General features: G+C 65.0%; 17 protein-coding genes. 2 read left to right on the top strand and 15 right to left on the bottom strand.

Annotated elements, in window-relative coordinates:
* Window positions 1–26: 26 nt before the first annotated feature.
* Window positions 27–200, bottom strand: a complete 174-nt coding sequence (locus tag ACFOHJ_RS22010) for a hypothetical protein (protein ID WP_378224833.1) — start codon at window positions 198–200, stop codon at window positions 27–29.
* Between the two features lie 211 nt (window positions 201–411).
* Here ACFOHJ_RS22010 and ACFOHJ_RS22005 point away from each other — a divergent pair, with 211 nt between their 5' ends.
* A complete protein-coding gene (locus tag ACFOHJ_RS22005; protein WP_378224831.1) occupies window positions 412–2,076 on the top strand; it encodes an FAD-dependent oxidoreductase in 1,665 nt (554 codons plus the stop codon).
* 19 nt (window positions 2,077–2,095) lie between these two features.
* Here the strand turns inward: ACFOHJ_RS22005 and ACFOHJ_RS22000 are convergent, their stop codons facing one another.
* The 14 genes from ACFOHJ_RS22000 to ACFOHJ_RS21935 all read right to left on the bottom strand — a co-directional run bounded on the left by ACFOHJ_RS22000 (window position 2,096) and on the right by ACFOHJ_RS21935 (window position 16,560).
* Window positions 2,096–2,254 (bottom strand): hypothetical protein, encoded by a 159-nt coding sequence (locus ACFOHJ_RS22000; RefSeq protein ID WP_378224830.1) that lies wholly within the window; start codon window positions 2,252–2,254, stop codon window positions 2,096–2,098.
* A gap of 117 nt (window positions 2,255–2,371) precedes the next feature.
* The gene (locus ACFOHJ_RS21995; protein ID WP_378224828.1) at window positions 2,372–3,217 is read right to left on the bottom strand and encodes an EamA family transporter; all 846 of its coding nucleotides are present in this window, start codon (window positions 3,215–3,217) and stop codon (window positions 2,372–2,374) included.
* Window positions 3,214–4,134, bottom strand: coding sequence for an endonuclease/exonuclease/phosphatase family protein (locus ACFOHJ_RS21990; protein WP_378224826.1), 921 nt, complete (start codon window positions 4,132–4,134; stop codon window positions 3,214–3,216). Before ACFOHJ_RS21990 ends, ACFOHJ_RS21995 begins: the two co-directional genes overlap by 4 nt.
* A 135-nt stretch (window positions 4,135–4,269) precedes the next feature.
* The gene (locus ACFOHJ_RS21985; RefSeq protein ID WP_378224825.1) at window positions 4,270–5,334 is read right to left on the bottom strand and encodes an ABC transporter ATP-binding protein; all 1,065 of its coding nucleotides are present in this window, start codon (window positions 5,332–5,334) and stop codon (window positions 4,270–4,272) included.
* A 16-nt stretch (window positions 5,335–5,350) separates the two neighbouring features.
* Entirely contained in the window at window positions 5,351–6,142 is a 792-nt protein-coding gene (locus ACFOHJ_RS21980) for an ABC transporter permease (protein ID WP_378224823.1), read from the bottom strand.
* Window positions 6,139–7,047: an ABC transporter permease gene (locus ACFOHJ_RS21975; RefSeq protein WP_378224822.1), complete on the bottom strand. Its 909-nt coding sequence runs from the start codon at window positions 7,045–7,047 to the stop codon at window positions 6,139–6,141. Before ACFOHJ_RS21975 ends, ACFOHJ_RS21980 begins: the two co-directional genes overlap by 4 nt.
* Window positions 7,048–7,108: 61 nt before the next feature.
* Window positions 7,109–8,209 carry an ABC transporter substrate-binding protein gene (locus ACFOHJ_RS21970; RefSeq protein ID WP_378224821.1) on the bottom strand — a complete coding sequence of 367 codons (1,101 nt, stop codon included), beginning with the start codon at window positions 8,207–8,209 and terminating at the stop codon, window positions 7,109–7,111.
* Between the two features lie 246 nt (window positions 8,210–8,455).
* Window positions 8,456–9,622: an iron-containing alcohol dehydrogenase gene (locus ACFOHJ_RS21965; RefSeq protein WP_378224819.1), complete on the bottom strand. Its 1,167-nt coding sequence runs from the start codon at window positions 9,620–9,622 to the stop codon at window positions 8,456–8,458.
* A gap of 188 nt (window positions 9,623–9,810) precedes the next feature.
* Window positions 9,811–11,199, bottom strand: coding sequence for an aldehyde dehydrogenase family protein (locus ACFOHJ_RS21960; RefSeq protein WP_378224817.1), 1,389 nt, complete (start codon window positions 11,197–11,199; stop codon window positions 9,811–9,813).
* A gap of 64 nt (window positions 11,200–11,263) precedes the next feature.
* Entirely contained in the window at window positions 11,264–12,634 is a 1,371-nt protein-coding gene (locus ACFOHJ_RS21955) for a glutamine synthetase family protein (RefSeq protein ID WP_378224815.1), read from the bottom strand.
* A gap of 87 nt (window positions 12,635–12,721) precedes the next feature.
* A complete protein-coding gene (locus ACFOHJ_RS21950; RefSeq protein WP_378224813.1) occupies window positions 12,722–13,786 on the bottom strand; it encodes a TRAP transporter substrate-binding protein in 1,065 nt (354 codons plus the stop codon).
* A gap of 131 nt (window positions 13,787–13,917) precedes the next feature.
* Window positions 13,918–15,246, bottom strand: coding sequence for a TRAP transporter large permease (locus tag ACFOHJ_RS21945; RefSeq protein ID WP_378224811.1), 1,329 nt, complete (start codon window positions 15,244–15,246; stop codon window positions 13,918–13,920).
* Window positions 15,243–15,755, bottom strand: coding sequence for a TRAP transporter small permease subunit (locus tag ACFOHJ_RS21940; RefSeq protein WP_378224809.1), 513 nt, complete (start codon window positions 15,753–15,755; stop codon window positions 15,243–15,245). Before ACFOHJ_RS21940 ends, ACFOHJ_RS21945 begins: the two co-directional genes overlap by 4 nt.
* Window positions 15,748–16,560, bottom strand: coding sequence for an N-formylglutamate amidohydrolase (locus tag ACFOHJ_RS21935; protein ID WP_378224808.1), 813 nt, complete (start codon window positions 16,558–16,560; stop codon window positions 15,748–15,750). Before ACFOHJ_RS21935 ends, ACFOHJ_RS21940 begins: the two co-directional genes overlap by 8 nt.
* 143 nt (window positions 16,561–16,703) lie before the next feature.
* Between ACFOHJ_RS21935 and ACFOHJ_RS21930 the strand changes: the two genes are divergently transcribed.
* A complete protein-coding gene (locus tag ACFOHJ_RS21930) occupies window positions 16,704–17,531 on the top strand; it encodes a MurR/RpiR family transcriptional regulator (protein WP_378224806.1) in 828 nt (275 codons plus the stop codon).
* The last annotated feature ends 124 nt before the right edge of the window (window positions 17,532–17,655 follow it).

Genomic DNA, 17,655 nt, shown 5'->3' with positions numbered 1-17,655 from the left:
CCTGCTTCAGCGGAAGGCCCGGTCGGTCAATAGCCATGCCGGTTCATGGCAACGCCGAGCATCGTCGCCAGTATGGCGGCCGAGGCGGCAATGGCCACCGTGAGCAGCGTCGGGATCACGCCAAAGCTCGCGCAGGCGGCGACGATCGCCAGCAGCAGGACCAGCGCGAGCGCCAGCACGGCTTTAGGACTTCCAGGCATCGCAGGCATTTCCTTTCCTCAAAAGCCGATCTCGGCCGCGCAGCCGGGGCATTGCAGGAGCAATATGCTGCGAGATCGGCCATCCGCCTTTGGCGAGTAACGGCATCCCTGCGATGGAGATCGCCTCCACCAAAGGGATACGCCCTCACCCAACATGGCGCAATTCTACCCGGCCGGCTTCCACTCTATCACTGCTCGGAAAGCTTCCAGCGTGAGAGATGGTCGCACCGCCATGTTCATCGATGCGCGAAAACTGCCAGGGGGGACGGCCCTGGAGACCGAAGTCTGCGTGATCGGGGGGGGCGTTGCCGGCATCACGCTCGCGCTCGAGTTCGAACGGCGCGGCATCGCCACCTGCGTGATCGAGGGCGGCAGGATCGACTTCAGCGCGGCCTCGCAAGCCCTTTACCACGGCGAGAACGTCGGCCTTCCCTATAATCTGCAGACCAGCCGGACCCGGCAACTGGGCGGCAGTTCCAACTGCTGGGGCGGCTGGATACGCCCGTTCATCCCGATCGATTTCGAAAAGCGCGACTGGATGCCCAACAGCGGCTGGCCGCTGGCCTATTCGGAGATCGCGGCGCTCTATCCCCGGGCCAACCGGCTGGTCGAGGTCAACGATCGCGATTTCGATCCGCAGGCCTGGTACGAACACCTCGACCACGACCTGGTCCGGCTGCTCACGCTGCAGGGGGGCGCCATCGAAACGGTGGTCAACAAGTTCAGCCCGCCGACCCATTTCGGCTATGTCTACGAAAAGCAGCTCGCCGCCGCCAAGCTCGCCAAGGTGCTGCTCAACGCCAGCGCGACCGAGATCGCCACCACCGAGGATGCCGCGACCGCCACCGGCGTCCATTTCGCCAATTCGGCGGGCAAGCGCTTCTTCGTCAGGGCGACCCGGACCATCCTCGCCGCCGGCGGCATCGAGAACGCCCGCCTGCTGCTTTTGTCGAACAAGGTCGATCCGCGCGGCCTCGGCAACCGCCATGACGTGGTCGGCCGCTATTTCATGGAACACCCGCGCATCCGCATCGGGCGGATGATCTCGTCGGGCAACGCGACCGGCTTTCGGTTCTACGACACCAGCTACACCTACCACAATCCGGCCCTGGCCGTGGATGGAACCAGCACCAGCGCCTATATCGGGCTGGTCGAACGGGTCCAGCGCGAAGAGCAGCTGGTGCAATGCCGCACCTATTTCCGCGCCTGCCGGGCCGGCGAGGACCGCGAGGTCAACGACAGTTTCCACGAACTCTACGACGCCCTGCGCTGGCGCCTGTTCAGGGACATCCGGCTGGGCGCCATAGCGACGGTGGCGCGCCGCAGCCCCAACCTGATCGCATCGCTCGTCTACCGGCGGCTGAAGCTTGCCGCCGCCTCGACCTATTTCCAGGTCGAAAGCGTCGTCGAGCCGGTTCCCGACCGCGAAAGCCGCGTCACGCTGTCATCACGGCGCGACCGGCTGGGCCTGAACGAGGCCCGGCTCGACTGGCGCATCGGCGACCTGGAGAAGCGCACGCTCGTGCGCATGCTGTCATTGATCAAGCAGGAATTCGAAGCCTTCGGCGTGGGCACGGTCGACCTGCAACAGGCAGACGAAGGGCGGCTGCCGAAAATCCTCGGCTGCGACCATCACATGGGAACGACGCGGATGGACCCGGACCCGCGCCTCGGCGTCGTCGACACCAACTGCAAGGTCCACGGCATGAACAATCTCTACATCGCCGGCAGTTCCGTGTTCCCGACCTGCGGCAACGACATGCCGACCCTGACCATCGTGGCGCTTACGCTGCGGCTCGCCGACCACCTCGCCGCCCAGCGGGGGCCGATCGGGCTCGTCCACAGCGCCGATGCCCGCCTCACCGCCGCAGAGTAGCGGCCGGGTGGACGGTCGTTCAGGCGCCGGACTTGCCTGCGGATTCGATCGCCTTGCGGAATTCGTTCTGCTTGTTGTGCGAGGTGAACTGCCGCTGCCAGGGATCGTACAGGTCGACTGCCGGCCGCGCGTTTTCGGGATCGGCCGCCTTGTCGGCAACCCGTGTCGTTTCTGTCATGGATAGACTTTCATTCGTGAACGGCAGGCGCCGCCTGCCGCTTGCGATGGCGGCTCCGACGCCGCCGACTCTGCTGTCGGTGGGGCTTTTAGCCGAAATTCGCGACGAGGCAAACCTTCAGCCAAGCCGCAGTGCAATGACGCCGGCAAGGATGCTCAGCGCCGCCGCGCTGCGCCATGCCGTCATCTTCTCGCCCAGCGCGAACACCGAGATCGCCATGGCGAACAGGATCGAGGTCTCGCGCAAGGAGGCGACCGAAGCGATCGGCGCCTGGGTCATCGCCCACATGACGATGCCGTAGGCGGCGGCGCTGAGGAAGCCGGTCAGCGCGCCCACCTTCCACTCGGCGGCGAGCACGGTCAGCATGCGGCGGCCCCGGTAGAAGAAGCCGATCGCCATGGCGCTGACGCCGTCGCAGAAGAACATCCACGCAGCGTAGCTCAGCGCCGTGTCGGCAAGCCGGGCGCCGACGCCGTCCGACAGCGTGTAGCCCGCAATGAACAGCGAGGTGGTCAGCGCATAGCCGACGACGGCGCCGTTCAGCCTGGCAAGCGGCCCGCCGCCCCGCAGCGACATCAGGAACGTCCCCAGCGAAAGGAGCACGATCCCGGCCAGCGCGACCGCACCGGGCAACTCGGACAGCAGCACGATGCCGCCGATCGTGGTGATCAGCGGCGCCGTCCCCCGCGCCAGCGGATAGGCCTGCGCCAGGTCGCCTGCTTCATAGGCCCGCGTCAGGAAGAGCCTGTAGCCGACATGGATGACGGTCGAGGTGATGATCCACGGCCAGACGGCGGCCGAAGGAAAGGCGACGAAGGGGATTACCGGCAATGCGGTGCAGGCCATGCCGAAGGTAGTCAGCGAAATCGAGGCGAAGCGATCCGCCCTGACCTTGATCAGTGCGTTCCACGTGGCATGCATGATGGCCGCGGCGAGCACCACCGCGAAGACGAAAGGCGTCATCGGCCCGCGCGCCCCTGCGTTGCAGCCGCAAACGGCGTTTCGAGGTCGATGTCGATGCGCACCGGGAAATGGTCGGATGCGACCTCGCCGATATCGGCGCTGACGGAGCGCACGCGCTCCGAGAGCAGGCCGCCGACGAAGCAATGGTCGAGCCGGCGACGACGAACCTCGCCCGCGATCGTCTTGACATGGGTGTGATAGCTGGCGGGTTCCGCCGCGACCGCCGCCGCGTCGACGAAGCCGTCGGCATAGGCGGCACCCGGATGATAGGGAATGTCGCCGACGATGCGCCGGTACTCGGCACTGCCGGGTTCGGAATTGAAATCGCCCATCCAGATCGCCGCCAGCGGGCTTTCGGGCTCGCCTTCCCCGTTCGACCAGTTGCGCGCGGGTTCGTCGTCGACACCGCTCCACGGCCCGCCGTCGGCATGGGCGCGCCGGTGCTCGCCGAGCAGATAGTCGATCTGCTCGAGCCGCTCCTCGGCGGCGATATGGGCGAGATGCAGCGAAAGCACCCGCACCGGGCCGGCCGGCGTGCGGATCATGCATTCGAGCGCGGCGTTGCGGGTATTGAGCGGGTGTACGGTGCGCCGCATCGGCAGCGCGTGCAGCCGCGACCAGGCGATCGGCAGCCGTGAAAGCAGCATCGTCCCGAACTGGCGGCGGCGATTGAGCACGCGGCCGTCGCGCCGCTCGCTGGCATCCATGTCGTAGGCCGGGCCGTAGACCCAGTAGTAGCCGGGAAGCAGGCGCGAGAGGATTTCGGGCTGGTCGTCCTGGTTGCTGCGCAGCCAGTGCCGCTCCACTTCCTGCAAGGCGATGATATCGGCGCCATCGACCAGCCGCGCCGCGCGCGTGAGGTCGTAGCGGCCGTCGGAGCCGAAGCCATACTGGATGTTGTAGCTGACGAGTTTCATGGTTACCCGGCTCAGTTTCGCCCGCCAACTAGCCGTTCGGCGCGGCCGAGGCAATGAGCAGGAGCGGAACGACAGCTTGGGCCACGCCGCGTCCCACCGCAGGACAAATGCCGCTGCGGCGCGCCGGTAGCTGGCCTAGCTCAGCACCAGCAGGTCGCCCGAGGAAAAGCTGATCTCGGCCTTCTCGCCGACGGCGGGCGGCGGCGAGGCCGGGTTGTTGAAGGTATCGAGCGAGACGGTGCGGCCGCCGACGCCGACCCGCACGCGGATGACGGAGCCGAGGAAATGCACCTCGGAAATCTCGCCGGCAAGGCGGGTGTTGCGCCCCGGCTGGGGCCCGAGCGAAATCGCCTCGGGCCTGAGCGCCAGGGACAGCTTGTCGCCGTTCCTGGCTTCGCCGAGCCGGTCCTTCAGCACCAGTTCACCGCCGTCGACCCCGACCTTGCCGGCCGCGGCATCGGTGACGGTGCCTTCCAGCACGTTCAGCGTGCCGACGAAATTGGCGACGAACTTCGTCTGCGGCCGGTTGTAGATCTCGAACGGCGTGCCGACCTGCTCGGCCCTGCCGCCATACATGACGGCGATGCGGTCGGAAATCGACAGCGCCTCTTCCTGGTCGTGGGTGACGAAGACGGTGGTGATGCCGAGCGATTTCTGGATCGCCCGGATTTCCTCGCGCAGCGACACGCGCACCTTGGCGTCGAGCGCCGACAGCGGCTCGTCGAGCAGGAGCAGCTTGGGCTTGGGCGCCAGCGCCCGCGCCAGCGCGATGCGCTGCTGCTGGCCGCCGGAAAGCTGGTAAGGGTAGCGGTCGGCCATCTGCGGCAGGCTGATCAGGGCCAGCATCTCGGCCACGCGCTTGTCGATATCGGCGCGCGAAGCGCCCGCGACCTTGAGGCCGAAGCCGATGTTCTGCGCGACCGTCAGGTTCGGGAACAGCGCATAGGCCTGGAACACCATGCCGATGTTGCGCTGGTTGGGGCGCAGCCGCGTGATGTCCTTGCCGCCAACGACGATCGCGCCCGCGCTCGGCTCCTCGAAGCCGGCGACCATGCGCAGCACCGTGGTCTTGCCGCAGCCCGACGGACCGAGGAAGGACACGAACTCGCCCGCCTTCACGTCGAGGTTGAAGTCCTGCACGACCCTGGTGGAGCCGAAGGATTTTTCGACATGCAGGATCGAAAGGAACGGATCGGCCATCGAATTCTCTCTCCGGTCAGTGCAACTGTTCGGGCGGCTTCGGCGCGAAGCGCGACACCACCTGGATCAGCGCCATGCAGGCCCAGGTGATGGCGAAGGCGATGACCGCCAGCGCCGCCGGCTCGTAGGCGCGGTTGGCGCCCAGAAGCTGCATGTAGGGGCCGAAGGCCGGCCGGCTCAAAAGGGCGGCCATGACGAACTCGCCGATGACGATGGCGAAGGTCAGGAATGCGCCTGACAGTACCGCCACCGCGACATTGGGCAGGATGACGCGCGAAAGGATGGTCACCCATCCTGCCCCGAGGCTCTGGGCGGCTTCCGTCAGCGTGGTGACGTCGATGGCGCGCAGGCCGGTGTCGACCGCGCGGTACATGTAGGGCAGCGCCAGCACGACATAGCCGAACATCAGCAGGATGTTGGTGCCCATGGCCGAGCCGGTCAGCGGCAGCCAGGACGAGGTGTTGTAGAGCCGGATATAGCCGAAGACGATGACGATCGGCGGGATGACCAGCGGCAGGAGCGTGATGAATTCCATGAACGGTCGCCAGCGCGGCAGTTTCAGCCGCACCCAGTAGGCGGTCGGCACCACCAGGAGCACGCCGACGACGATGGTGGCGAGCGCCATCAGCACCGAATACATGAACGTCTGCTGGAAGCGCGGATCGCCGAGAACCGCCCAGTAGGCATCGAGGCTGTAGGCGCCGCGCCTGAGCTTCAGCGAGAACTCGAGCGTGCCGATCAGCGGCAGCGCGAAATAGACGATGCCCAGCGCGATGAACAGCCAGGACCATAGCCGGTTGGCTCTCATTTGACCCACCGTTCGCTACGGCTTCTGAGCCAGATGTAGATGAAATTGGCGATGCCGGTGATGACGATCATGCCGAAGGCCAGCGCGTAGCCGAGATGCGGGTCCTGCAGCACGTCGCCGCGGATCTGCGCGAAGAGCAGGATCGGCACGATCGACAGCGAGGAGCCGGTCAGCGCATAGGCGGTGGCGACCGCGCCGAAGGAGTTGGCGAACAAAAGCGCGAAGGTGCCGAGCAGGCTCGGCCACAGGATCGGCAGTGCCACCATGCGCCAGTACTGGAAGCCGGTGGCGCCGAGCATCGAGGCGGCCTCGCGCCACTCGCGCCGCATGCCGTCGAGCGCCGGCGTGATGATCAGGATGGTGAGCGGTATCTGGAAGAACAGGTAGGTCAGCGTCAGGCCGCCGAAGCTCAACAGGTTGAAGCCGAGGCCGTAGAGATTGACGCCGAACCAGTCGCGCAGGATCAGCGTCACCAGCCCGAGGCGGCCGAAGGTGGCGAGGAAGGCGAAGGCCAGCGGAATGCCGGCGAAATTGGAGGCGACGCCCGAAAAGGTCAGGATCGGCGAGCGCAGCCAGCCGGGCAGCCCGCCCAGCACCATCGCCCAGGCGATCAGGAAGCCGAAGAAACAGCCGAGCAGGGCCGAGGCGACGCTGATCTTGATCGAGATCCAGTAGGCCGCGACGATCGAAGGCTGGAACAGGTTGGCGATGTTGGCGAGCGTGAAGCCGCCGTCATTGGTCTGGAAGCTGCCGATGACGATCTTCATCGTCGGCAGGATCAGGAACAGCAGCGCGAACAGGAGGAACGGCGCGACGCCGAGCCATGCGAACGAAATCCGCCGCCGGGCGGTCGATACGGGCGCCGCAACGAGCGGGCTTTTGCCTTCGCCTGTCGAGAAAGTCATCCGTTACCGTTTCATCGAAGCGGGCGCGCCGTGCGGGACGGCGCGCCCTTTTTCACCAAGCTTACTGGACGTTGGCGCCCACGACGCTATCCCAACCGCCGGTGACGGCGGTCTTGTTGGCGTCCTGCTCTTCGAGCGAGGGGAAGATCGCCTGCTTGTAGAGCTCGGCCGGCGGCAGCTTGTCGAGGATTTCCTGCGGCACCTTGCCGTCGGCGACCAGCTTGTTGAAGCGCGCCGGGTGGCAATAGCCCTTCAGGAAGCCGAGCTGGCCTTCGTCGGAATAGATGTATTCCATCCACAGCTTGGCCGCGTTCGGATGCGGCGCGTAGGCGCTGATCGCCTGCGCGTAGACGCCGGCCAGCACGCCCGACTTCGGCACCACCACCTCGACCGGCGGGTTGCCGTTCAGCGTGTCGCGGTCGGCGAGCGCGTTGTAGTCCCAACGGATGACGATCGGCGTCGTGCCCTGCGCCAGCGAAGCGGCCTTGCCTATGACCGGGACGAAATTGCCGGCATCGTTGAGCTTCTTGAAATAGTCGAGCCCGGCCTGCGGAGCCTTGGCGGCATCGCCGCCGGCAGCGGCGAGACCGGCCGCATAGACCGACAGGATCGCCTGGTTAGCCGCGCGCGGATCGCCCGCCAGCGCGACGCTGTTGGCGTATTCCGGCTTCAACAGGTCCGGCCAGTCCTGCGGCACGTTCTTGACGATGTCCGTGTTCACCTCGAAGGAGAGTACGCCGTAATAGCCCCCGTACCAGTGGCCGTCCGGGTCCTTGTTCTCGATCTCGTCGAAGGTCTCGACCTTGTAGGGCAGGAACAGGCCTTCCTTGGTCGCGGCCGGGCCGAAGGAGAGGCCGACGTCGACCATGTCGGGCGCCTGCGGGCCCTTGTTGTCCTTGTTGGCCTTGATCGCCTCGATCTCGTCGGCCGAGCCGGCGTCGGGATTGAGCTCGTTGAGCGTGATGAACGGATACTTGGCCTTGAAGCCGTTCAAGATGCCTTCCCAGCCACACCAGTCGTGCGGCAGCGCGATCGGCGAGAACATCCCTTCCGCCTTGGCCGCCGCGATGAGTTCCTCCGATGGTTCGGCATACGAGATGGCAGAGGTCGCCATAAGGGCGACGGCCGAAAGGGAAAGGACTTTCCCGGTGAATCTGAACATTTCGCTCTCTCCGTTGAACTGACGCCGTTGGACGCCTGCGATGCGGTATCCACGTTCCGTGACAGTCCGATGAAGATCGAACCGCCCGCACCCGAAAGGCATGAAAGTTAACTACTTTTGTCGGTCGCCTGCAATTGGCGCCGATTTGTTTTTCCGGCTAATTATTTGCCCTCCTCTCCCATCCTGTTTCCCGGTGTTCCCTGCCCCTTGAGGCCGGCAGGCGCACGCACCTGCCGGCCGTGGAGCTTATCCTTTCAAGGCGCTTTCCAGCAGCGACAAAGCCCCCGCGCGCGTAAGCTCGATGGGGTTGCCGCCAGCGGTTGGATCGACGATCGCCATGTCGGCGATCAGCCCCTTGCGCTCAGCGTCCATCTCCAGCCCCTTGATGAATTCGGGCAGCGTGTGCGGCACCTTCAGCGTCCGGCGCAAATCGAGGATCGCCTTCGTGAAGCCGTCGAAGCCGCCGGCAATGCCGCAATAGGCGGCGAGCCGCTCGATCTTGCCTTCGATCGCTTCGCGGTTGAAGGCCAGCACATAGGGCATGAACACGGCGTTGGTCATGCCGTGATGGGTGTCGTAGAGCGCGCCGATCGGATGCGACAGCGAGTGGATCGCGCCGAGCCCCTTCTGGAACGCGGTGGCGCCCATGGCCGCCGCCGACATCATGTGGGCGCGGGCGACAAGGTCGTTGCCGTTGGCGTACACCTTGGGCAGGTTCTCGAACACCAGCCGCACGCCCTCGACGCCAATGCCGTCCGCCATCGGATGGTAGCCGGGGGCGCAGTACGCTTCCAGGCAGTGCGCCAGCGCGTCCATGCCGGTGCCGGCGGTGATGAAGGGCGGCATGCCGGTGGTGAGCTCCGGATCGGCGATGACGATGGCCGGCAGCATCTTCGGATGGAAGATAACCTTCTTGGTGTGCGTCGCCTCATGGGTGATGACGCCGGCGCGGCCGACTTCCGAGCCGGTGCCGGCCGTCGTCGGCACGGCGATGATCGGCACGATGGCGTCGGCGTCGGCGCGCGTCCACCAGTCGCCGATGTCCTCGAAGTCCCAGACCGGGCGCGTCTGGCCCGCCTGGAAGGCGATCAGCTTGCCGAGGTCGAGCGCCGAGCCGCCGCCGAAGGCGATGACGCCGTCATGCTTGCCCTTCCTGAACACCTCGATGCCGGCGGTGAGGTTGGATTCCACCGGGTTCGGCTTGACGTCGGAAAAGACGCCGTGCGGGATTTTCGCATCGTCGAGGATTTTCAGCGTCGAAGCCACGACCGGCAGCTTCGCCAGTCCCGGATCGGTGACGAACAGCGGATTTTTGATGCCGGTCGCTTCCAGCACTTCCGGCAGTTCCTTAATGCGGCCGGCGCCGAAGCGGACGGTGGTGGGGTAGTTCCATTTGGAGACGAGGGTGGTCATGGGTTTATTGGCTTTCCGAAGGTTAGAAGCACCCCAACTCCGTCCCGGCTTCGCCGGTCCGCCTCTCCCCCTGCCCGGCGGGAGAGGAATGGCGTCAAGGCCGCAACCGCTTTCCTCTCCCCCGTCGAGCGGGGGAGAGGTGGCTTGCGAAGCAAGACGGAATGGGGGTCGATTAGCATTGACGAAACCTAGATAGCTTCCCTGAGGTGATAGCTCTTCGGCCGGGTCAAATTGTCGTAGCCGATCTGGCTGAGGCCGGCGCCCTTGCCGGTGTCTTTCACGCCGGTCCACACCAGCGCCGGATCGAGATAGTCGCAGCGGTTCATGAACACGGTGCCCGTCTCGACGCGGTCGCCGAGGGCAATCGCGTGCTCGGTGTCGGTGGTCCAGATCGAGGCGGTGAGGCCATAGGGGCTGTCGTTCATCAGCGCGATCGCTTCCTCGTCGTTGCGCACCTTCATGATGCCGACGATCGGGCCGAAGCTTTCCTCGCGCATGACCGACATCTGGTGATCGACATTGGTCAGCACTTCCGGCGCGATATAGGGTGAGCCGGCGGCGTCCTTGTCGACCTTCATGTTGACATGCGCCTTAGCGCCCTTGCGCAGCGCCTCCGCCTTCTGCTCGCGGATCAGGTCGGCGAACCGCGCCTGCGCCATCGGGCCCATGGTGGTCGCCTGCTCCAGTGGATTGCCGACGACATAGTTCTTGGTCTCGGCGATGAAGCCGTCGACGAACTGGTCATAGACCTTCTCGTGCACATAGACGCGCTCGATGCCGCAGCAGCACTGGCCGGAGTTGAAGAAGGCGCCGTCCACGAGGTTGGCGACCGCATGCTCGATCTTGGCGTCGGGCAGCACATAGGCCGGGTCCTTGCCGCCGAGTTCCAGCCCGAGCGTCATGAAGGTGCCGGCCGCCGCCTTCTCGATGGCGCGGCCGCCGCCGACCGAGCCGGTGAAATTGACATGGTCGATCTTGCCGGAGCCGAGCAGCTTTTCCGTCTGCGCGTGGTTGAGCACGACGTTCTGGAACACGCCCTTGGGCAGGCCGGCCTTCTCGAACGCCTGCGCGAAGCGCTCGCCGACCAGCAGCGTCTGCGCGGCATGCTTGAGGATGACGGTCGAACCCGCCATCAGCGCCGGCACGATGGTGTTGACGGCAGTGAGATACGGATAGTTCCACGGCGCAATGACCATGACGACGCCGAGCGGGTCCTTCTTCACGTAGCGGCGGAAGCCGTCCTTGGGGTTCGACGCCGGCATCGGCGCCAGCGCCTTTTCCGCGATCTCGACCATATACTGGGTGCGTTCCTTCACGCCGCCGAATTCGCCGCCGTAGCGCACCGGGCGGCCCATCTGCCAGGCGATCTCCGGCACGATCTCGTCGGTCATGGCGACGAGGTTTTCCAGCATGGCGAGCATGTATTGGCCGCGCCTTGCGATCGGGACCTGCGCCCAGTCGGCCTGGGCGGCGCGCGCCCGCTCGACGGCGGCGCTCACCTGCACATCGGTGGCGACGGGCCGTTCCGCATAGATCGAGCCGTCGATGGGGGATTTGAGCTTGACCGTTTCGGTCATCGTACTTGTCCTTCAGTCAGGGTTGCGGGCAGCCTGGGAGGGGCCGTCCGGTGTCATTGATCGATCAATACCGCTCGAAGCCGCGGTGCAGTTCCCAGTCGGTGATGCGGCGATCATACTCCATCTGCTCCCAGCGCGCGGTATGGACATAGTGGTCCACCACTTCCTCGCCGAGCGCTTCCTTCAGCATCTTCGATTTGGCGAAGGCCTCGGTGGCGTCTCGCAACGTCTTGGGAACGTCCTGCAGGCGCGCAGCCTGGTAGGCGTCGCCGACGAACGGCTTCTGCAGTTCGAGCTTCTCGTCGATGCCGGCCAGCCCCGCCGCGATCAGCCCGGCGAAGGCCAGATAGGGGTTGAGGTCGGCGCCGCCGATGCGGCATTCCATGCGGATGCCCTTGGTGCCCTCGCCGCACAGGCGGAAGCCGGCGGTGCGGTTGTCTTCCGACCACATGATCTTGGTCGGCGCGAAGGTGCCGGACTGGAAGCGCTTGTAGGAGTTGATGTAGGGCGCCAGAAGCAGCGTGTATTCCTTGGCGTATTTCAGCTGCCCTGCCGACCACTGCCGGCCGAGTTCGGACAGGGTCCATGGCGCGTTCCTGTCGAAGAACAGCGGCGTCTTGCCGTCGGCGCTCCACAGCGAATTGTGGATGTGGCTGGAATTGCCGGCGAGGCCGTAATTGTACTTGGCCATGAAGCACACGGCCTTGCCCTCGATGTCGGCGATTTCCTTGGCCCCGTTCTTCAGGAATACGTGGCGGTCGGCCATCTCCAGCGTCTCGGCATAGCGGACGTTGATCTCCTCCTGGCCCGGGCCCCATTCGCCCTTGGAGTTCTCGATCGGGATGCCGGCCGCGTTCATGTCGTTGCGCAGGCGGCGCATATAGCCTTCTTCCTTGGTGGTGATGCCGATCAGGTAGTCACCGATATAGGGCGAGGCCGTCTCCAGCTCGTGCCAGCGCTTGGCGCGGGCCGACTTGTAGGTTTCGGAGAACAGGTAGAATTCCAGTTCGGAAGCGAAGTAGCCCATGTAGCCGCGCTCGGCGAGGCGCTTCACCTGCTTGCGCAGGATCGCGCGCGGCGAATGCAGCAGGTCGTCATGGGTGTGGTGGTCGAGCACGTCGCACAGGACCAGCGCGGTCTTTTCCAGCCACGGCACCAGCCGGATGGTGGACAGGTCCGGCTTCAGCACGAAATCGCCGTAGCCCTTCGACCAGCTCGCCGCCTTGTAGCCGGGCACGGGTTCCATATCGATGTCATCGGCCATCAGGTAGTTGCAGCCATGCGTCTCGTCATGCGCCGAATCGACGAAGAAGGACGCCAGGAACCGCTTGCCGATGAGCCTGCCCTGCATGTCGGTGGCGGCCGCCAGCACCGTGTCGATCTCACCTGCCGACACCGCACTCTTCAACTGATCGAACGAAAGATTTCCGGCCATTCTTTTCTCCCCCGCATAGGCGGGCGCTTGGGATTTCTACGGATGAACCCGGCCGCCGGAGCGGCCGGGTTGCCATGCTCCACGGGCTTAGCTGTAGCGATAGGGCGCGCCAGCCTTGACCATGGATTCGTTGTACTTCTTGATGATCTCGACGACCTTCGCCGAACGCGGGCTCTGGCTGGCGATCTCGTCCCAGAACTTGGTCGCCTCGTCTTCCACCTGCTTCCACTGGTCGGCCGGCACCGTCGTCAGTTCCAGCTTGCCCTCGTTGCGATACTTGGCCTCGCCCGCCCAGTACCAGTGCTGGCGGTAGTAGTGCGAGGTGTCGATGGCCATCATGAACAGCGTCTGGAGATGCTCCGGAACGGCTTTCCACTTGTCGGTGTTGACGAAGTAGGAACCTGCCCAGGCGCCCGACAGCGGGTTGGTCAGGAAGTACTTCAGCGCGTTGGCCCAGCCCACCGTGTGCATCTCGGTGATGCCGCACCAGCACACGCCGTCGAGCTCGCCGGTCTGCAGCGCCACCTCGACGTCTTCATAGGGCAGCGTCACCGGGACGACGCCGAAGCGCGACAGGAACTGGCCGCCGGTCGGGAAGGTGTAGACGCGCAGGCCCTTGAGGTCGTCGATCGACTTGATCGGCTTGGTCGTGCCGAAGTTGCACGGGTCCCAGGCGCCGCTCGAAAGCCAGGTCACGCCGGGGATTTCGGCATAGGCCTCTTCCCAGATCTCCTTGAGGCCGTGCCAGTGCCAGAGCGCCGGCACGTCGAGCGAATAGCGCGAAGCAAGCGGGAAGTAGGCGCCGAACACCTTGACGTCCACCGGGGCGGCGGCCGAGTCGTCGTCGCTCTGGGCGGCGTCGAGCGTACCGGACTGAACGGCGCGGAACAGCTCGCCCTGCGGCACGAGCTGGTCGGCCGTGTACATCTCGATTTCCATCTCGCCATGCGCGGCCTTGTTGAAGGCCTCGACGCCCGGCTTGCAGACGTGGTCGGCGAGCGCCGGGCCGGCATAGGTCTGGAGGCGCCACTTGATCGGCGCCTGCGCCTTCACATAGGGCGTGGCGAGCGCGGTGGCGCCGACGGCGCCCGCGCCGGTCAGGACCGATTTGCGCAGGAAGTCCCGCTTGCTGATCGCTTTCGTATCGCTCATTTCATCTCTCTCCCGTTGAAGTTACTAGATCAATTCCGTTATCGCGGCAGGCAGGGTCCAGTCCGAACCGGCCCTGCTCGCGGTCTTATTCATCCAATGTTCCATTGACCCTCCCAAAAAGCTGAATGTCCTCATCTCTTGCCCGAGTAGAGGTCGGGCAGGTACATCGCGATATCGGGGAACACCATGATGACGATCATGCAGAACACCATCAGGAAGAAGAACGGCACGATCGACTTGTAGATATCGACGATGGTGATTTCCGGCGGCGCCATCGCCCGCATCAGGAACAGGTTGTAGCCGAAGGGCGGGACGATATAGGCGATCTGGCAGGTGATCGTGTAGAGGATGCCGAACCAGATCAGGTCGAAGCCGAGCAGCTTGACCAGCGGAATATAGAGCGGCGCCACGATCACCAGCATGGCGGTGTCGTCCAGGAACATGCCGAGGATGATGAAGGAAAACAGCATCATCGACAGCACGCCCCAGGGGCTGAGATCGAAGGTGTTGAGCAGCAGGCTCTCGATCGCCTTGATGGCGCCGAGCCCGTCATAGACGGCGCTGAAGCACAACGCGCCGAGGATGATCCACAAAAACATCGCCGAGACCGCCAGCGTGTTGCGCGTCGTCACCTCGAGCACGTCCTTGGTCAGCTTGCCCGAGAACCACGCCGCCAGCAGCGACAGGAGCGCGCCGACCATCGAGGTTTCGACAAGGCTGGTGGTGCCCGAGAAGAACAGGCCCATGATCGCCGCGAACAGGCCGAACGGCAGCAGGCCCTCGCGCAGGAGCACCAGCTTCTCGCGCGTGGTGATGTTGGCGCGCTCCTCGGCCGGCAGGATCGGCGCGAGTTCCGGCTGCATGCGGCAGCGGATGTAGATGTAGAGCGTGAAGACGATCGCCATCAGGATGAAGGGGCCGATGCCGGCCAGCCAAAGTTGCAGCACCGGCTGGCGTGCGATCATCGCGTAGAGGATGAGCACCACCGAGGGCGGCCCCATGATGCCGAGCGACGAGCCGCCCTGGATGACGCCGGTGATCATCACCTTGTCGTAGCCGCGCCTGAGCAGTTCCGGCAGCGCCACCGTCGCGCCGATTGCCATGCCGGCGACCGACAGGCCGTTGAACATGGAGATGACGATCATCAGCCCCATGGTGCCGATCGCCAGGCCGCCGCGCACATTGCCGAACCAGACGTGGAACATGCGGTAGAGATTGTTGGCGATGCCGGACTCCGAGAGCATGTAGCCCATGAACACGAAGAACGGCAGGGTGATCAGCGGATACCAGTTGAGCACCTGGAAGGCCGCGTTGAACGGCAGCTCGAACGAGCCGGTGCCCCAGAGCCACAAGGCCGCCGCGGAGCCGACCGCACCGATGACGCCATAGACCCGCTGGCCCGTGGCCATCAGGATCAGCATCGAGGCGAACATGAAAAGGGTGATGAATTCGGAACTCATGCGATCGGCTTTCCACGCGCCTCGGCGACGTCCTTGAAGAACTGGGAAATGGTCTGCAGCAGCATCAGGAAGATGCCGGTCGTCATGGCCACCTTGACGGGCCACAGCACCGGCGCCCAGGCCGTGTAGTTCTTCTGGTTGTAGACGATGGAATAGTTGGTCGAGGACACGCCGCCCCAGAACAGCACGCAAAGATAGAAGATGACGGCCACGATCGTGATCGAATCGGTGACCGCCCGCGTCTTCGGCTTCATGTTGGAGTAGAACAGGTCCATGCGCACATGCGCGTCGAGCTGCATGGAGTAGGCGCCGCCCAAAAGATAGTAGGCCGACAGCATGAACTGCGTCATCTCCAGCGCCCAGTTGACCGGATAGCCGAGGATGAGCCGCATCACCGTCGAGTAGAGCAGGATCGCTCCCATCGGGAAGATCAGGTACATGGCGAAGCGGCCGACGCGGTAGTTGACGCGGTCGACGGTGCGAACGAAAAGCTTGATGGGCTCAGGCATGCCGCCCCCCTGCCGTCGCGGCCATGGCCGTCCCTCCCTCGCTTGAAACCTCGAGCTTTCCCAGAATGGCCGAAAGCAGCCTTGCCCAGCGTACCTGGCCGGCCTCGTCGGCGATGACGTCGTTGCGGATTTCGATCATGGCGCAGGCGAGCCCGCGCGAGCGCGCGTGCTTTTCCAGCGTAAAATAGACGAGATCGGCCGGCGAATAGGGCTCGTTGACCCCGACCGTGGTGCCGGCAACCGCGTTCAGCGCCCGCACCAGCGGTGTGGCGATGCGCTCGTCCTCGTCATGGATGATGCCGATGTGCCACGGCCGCTGCTTGCCGAAATAGACCGGCGTGAAGGAATGCACGGAGACCAGCCGCGTCTCGCGCCCGGCCGCCAGCCGCGCCTCGATCGTCTGTTCCACCGCGTCGTGGAAAGGCCGCCACGCCAGGTCGATCCGTGCCTGCCGGTCGGCGGCGGAGAGCCCGGCATTGCCCGGGATCGTCGTCGTCTCGCTGGTTTCGGGAATGAGGTTGTGCGCGTCGAGCGGGCGGTTGCAGTCGATGATCAGGCGCGAAACGCAGGTCTCGACCAGAGTCGCGTCGAGCGCCTTGGCCATCAGCCGGGCCACCGGCAGCGCACCCGGGTCCCAGGCGATGTGCCGCTCGAACTCCTCGGGCGCCAGCCCGAGCGTGCCGAACGCGGGCGGCACGAAATTCGACGCGTGGTCGCAGGTGAACACGTAGGGGCTCGCCCCTTCGGGATTCGTTACCCTTGCCGCGCTCGCAGCTGCATGATGCTCCCCCGAAGCTGTCCCCATCCCCTCCGAAATCCTCCTGGGCGCCGTATCATATGTTACTTATTGCGTTTTACCGCGCCATCATGGATGATTTCATACGCAATATCCGGTTTTGTCAAATACGTTTTTCAGGCAGTGCCGGTTCAACACGGGAGTGGGCAGGAATGGCCTCGAATGTTGCCGAACGCATTGCCGAGCGGATCGACGCCATGCCGACCGGCGAACGCCGGGCAGCCCAGACCCTGATCGCCAATTATCCGGTGGTGGGCCTCAAGACGGTGGCGGAATTCTCGCAGGCGGCGGGCGTGTCGTCGCCGACGATCCTGCGTTTCGTCGCCCGGCTCGGTTTCCAGCACTATCCGGATTTCCAGTCGGCGCTGCAGGAGGAACTGGCCGCCCAGCTGCAGTCTCCGGCCACCCGCACGACCCTGCCCAACGCGGTCAAGGACAGCGCGGTTTCCCCGCTCCTTGAAGCCACGCTCGACAACATGCGCGAGACCTTCCGGCATCTCTCCGATGCCCAGCTTGACGAAATCGCCTCGCGGCTTTCCGACCGGCGCGGCCACGTCTACCTGATCGGCGGCCGCTTCACCGATCCGCTGGCCCGCTACATGGCGGCGCATCTGGCGATCATCCGGCCCAATGTCTTCCACCTGGCCGGGCAGGAAAGCATCTGGCGCGACCGGCTGATCGACATGGGCAAGCGCGATATATTGCTCATCTTCGACATCCGCCGTTATCAGGAAAGCCTGATCCGGCTGGCCGAACTGGCGCATGGCCGCGGCGCGCAGATCGTGCTGTTCACCGACCAGTGGCTGTCGCCGGTCGCCCGCTTCGCCCGCCACGTCATCGCCGGCCGCACCGCCGTGCCGTCCGCGTGGGATTCCTCGGCCTCGCTTTTCGTGGCGACGGAGGCCGTCATCGCCGCCGTCACCCGCCGGTCCGAAGCGGATACCGCGCGCCGCCTGCAGGAAATGGAACGCCTGCGCTGAGCGTGCCGCCTCGGCGGCACGCAAACCTTACGCAGATTTAATGTGCGCAAGCCGTGGAAAATTGACATAAAGGCGCACTAGATCGGTGTCCGGGCGACGCCGTGTTCTTCGTTGTCTACTCCGG

Origin of the sequence: Aquamicrobium soli (assembly GCF_042646345.1) — a bacterium.
Lineage (GTDB): Bacteria > Pseudomonadota > Alphaproteobacteria > Rhizobiales > Rhizobiaceae > Mesorhizobium > Mesorhizobium soli_A.
The sequence above is the reverse complement of the archived record's forward strand: the minus strand, read 5'-3'. Positions and strand labels throughout refer to the sequence as shown.

What these genes read in the sequence shown, in the direction of transcription:
- ACFOHJ_RS21960 (WP_378224817.1), bottom strand. Translation starts at nt 11,199, where the DNA reads ATGACCGAAACGGTCAAGCTCAAATCCCCCATCGACGGCTCGATCTAT.
- ACFOHJ_RS21980 (WP_378224823.1), bottom strand. Translation starts at nt 6,142, where the DNA reads ATGAGAGCCAACCGGCTATGGTCCTGGCTGTTCATCGCGCTGGGCATC.
- ACFOHJ_RS21970 (WP_378224821.1), bottom strand. Translation starts at nt 8,209, where the DNA reads ATGTTCAGATTCACCGGGAAAGTCCTTTCCCTTTCGGCCGTCGCCCTT.
- ACFOHJ_RS21990 (WP_378224826.1), bottom strand. Translation starts at nt 4,134, where the DNA reads ATGAAACTCGTCAGCTACAACATCCAGTATGGCTTCGGCTCCGACGGC.
- ACFOHJ_RS22010 (WP_378224833.1), bottom strand. Translation starts at nt 200, where the DNA reads ATGCCTGGAAGTCCTAAAGCCGTGCTGGCGCTCGCGCTGGTCCTGCTG.
- ACFOHJ_RS21950 (WP_378224813.1), bottom strand. Translation starts at nt 13,786, where the DNA reads ATGAGCGATACGAAAGCGATCAGCAAGCGGGACTTCCTGCGCAAATCG.
- ACFOHJ_RS21945 (WP_378224811.1), bottom strand. Translation starts at nt 15,246, where the DNA reads ATGAGTTCCGAATTCATCACCCTTTTCATGTTCGCCTCGATGCTGATC.
- ACFOHJ_RS22000 (WP_378224830.1), bottom strand. Translation starts at nt 2,254, where the DNA reads ATGACAGAAACGACACGGGTTGCCGACAAGGCGGCCGATCCCGAAAAC.
- ACFOHJ_RS21995 (WP_378224828.1), bottom strand. Translation starts at nt 3,217, where the DNA reads ATGACGCCTTTCGTCTTCGCGGTGGTGCTCGCCGCGGCCATCATGCAT.
- ACFOHJ_RS21930 (WP_378224806.1), top strand. Translation starts at nt 16,704, where the DNA reads ATGGCCTCGAATGTTGCCGAACGCATTGCCGAGCGGATCGACGCCATG.
- ACFOHJ_RS21985 (WP_378224825.1), bottom strand. Translation starts at nt 5,334, where the DNA reads ATGGCCGATCCGTTCCTTTCGATCCTGCATGTCGAAAAATCCTTCGGC.
- ACFOHJ_RS21940 (WP_378224809.1), bottom strand. Translation starts at nt 15,755, where the DNA reads ATGCCTGAGCCCATCAAGCTTTTCGTTCGCACCGTCGACCGCGTCAAC.
- ACFOHJ_RS21975 (WP_378224822.1), bottom strand. Translation starts at nt 7,047, where the DNA reads ATGACTTTCTCGACAGGCGAAGGCAAAAGCCCGCTCGTTGCGGCGCCC.
- ACFOHJ_RS21965 (WP_378224819.1), bottom strand. Translation starts at nt 9,622, where the DNA reads ATGACCACCCTCGTCTCCAAATGGAACTACCCCACCACCGTCCGCTTC.
- ACFOHJ_RS21935 (WP_378224808.1), bottom strand. Translation starts at nt 16,560, where the DNA reads ATGGGGACAGCTTCGGGGGAGCATCATGCAGCTGCGAGCGCGGCAAGG.
- ACFOHJ_RS21955 (WP_378224815.1), bottom strand. Translation starts at nt 12,634, where the DNA reads ATGGCCGGAAATCTTTCGTTCGATCAGTTGAAGAGTGCGGTGTCGGCA.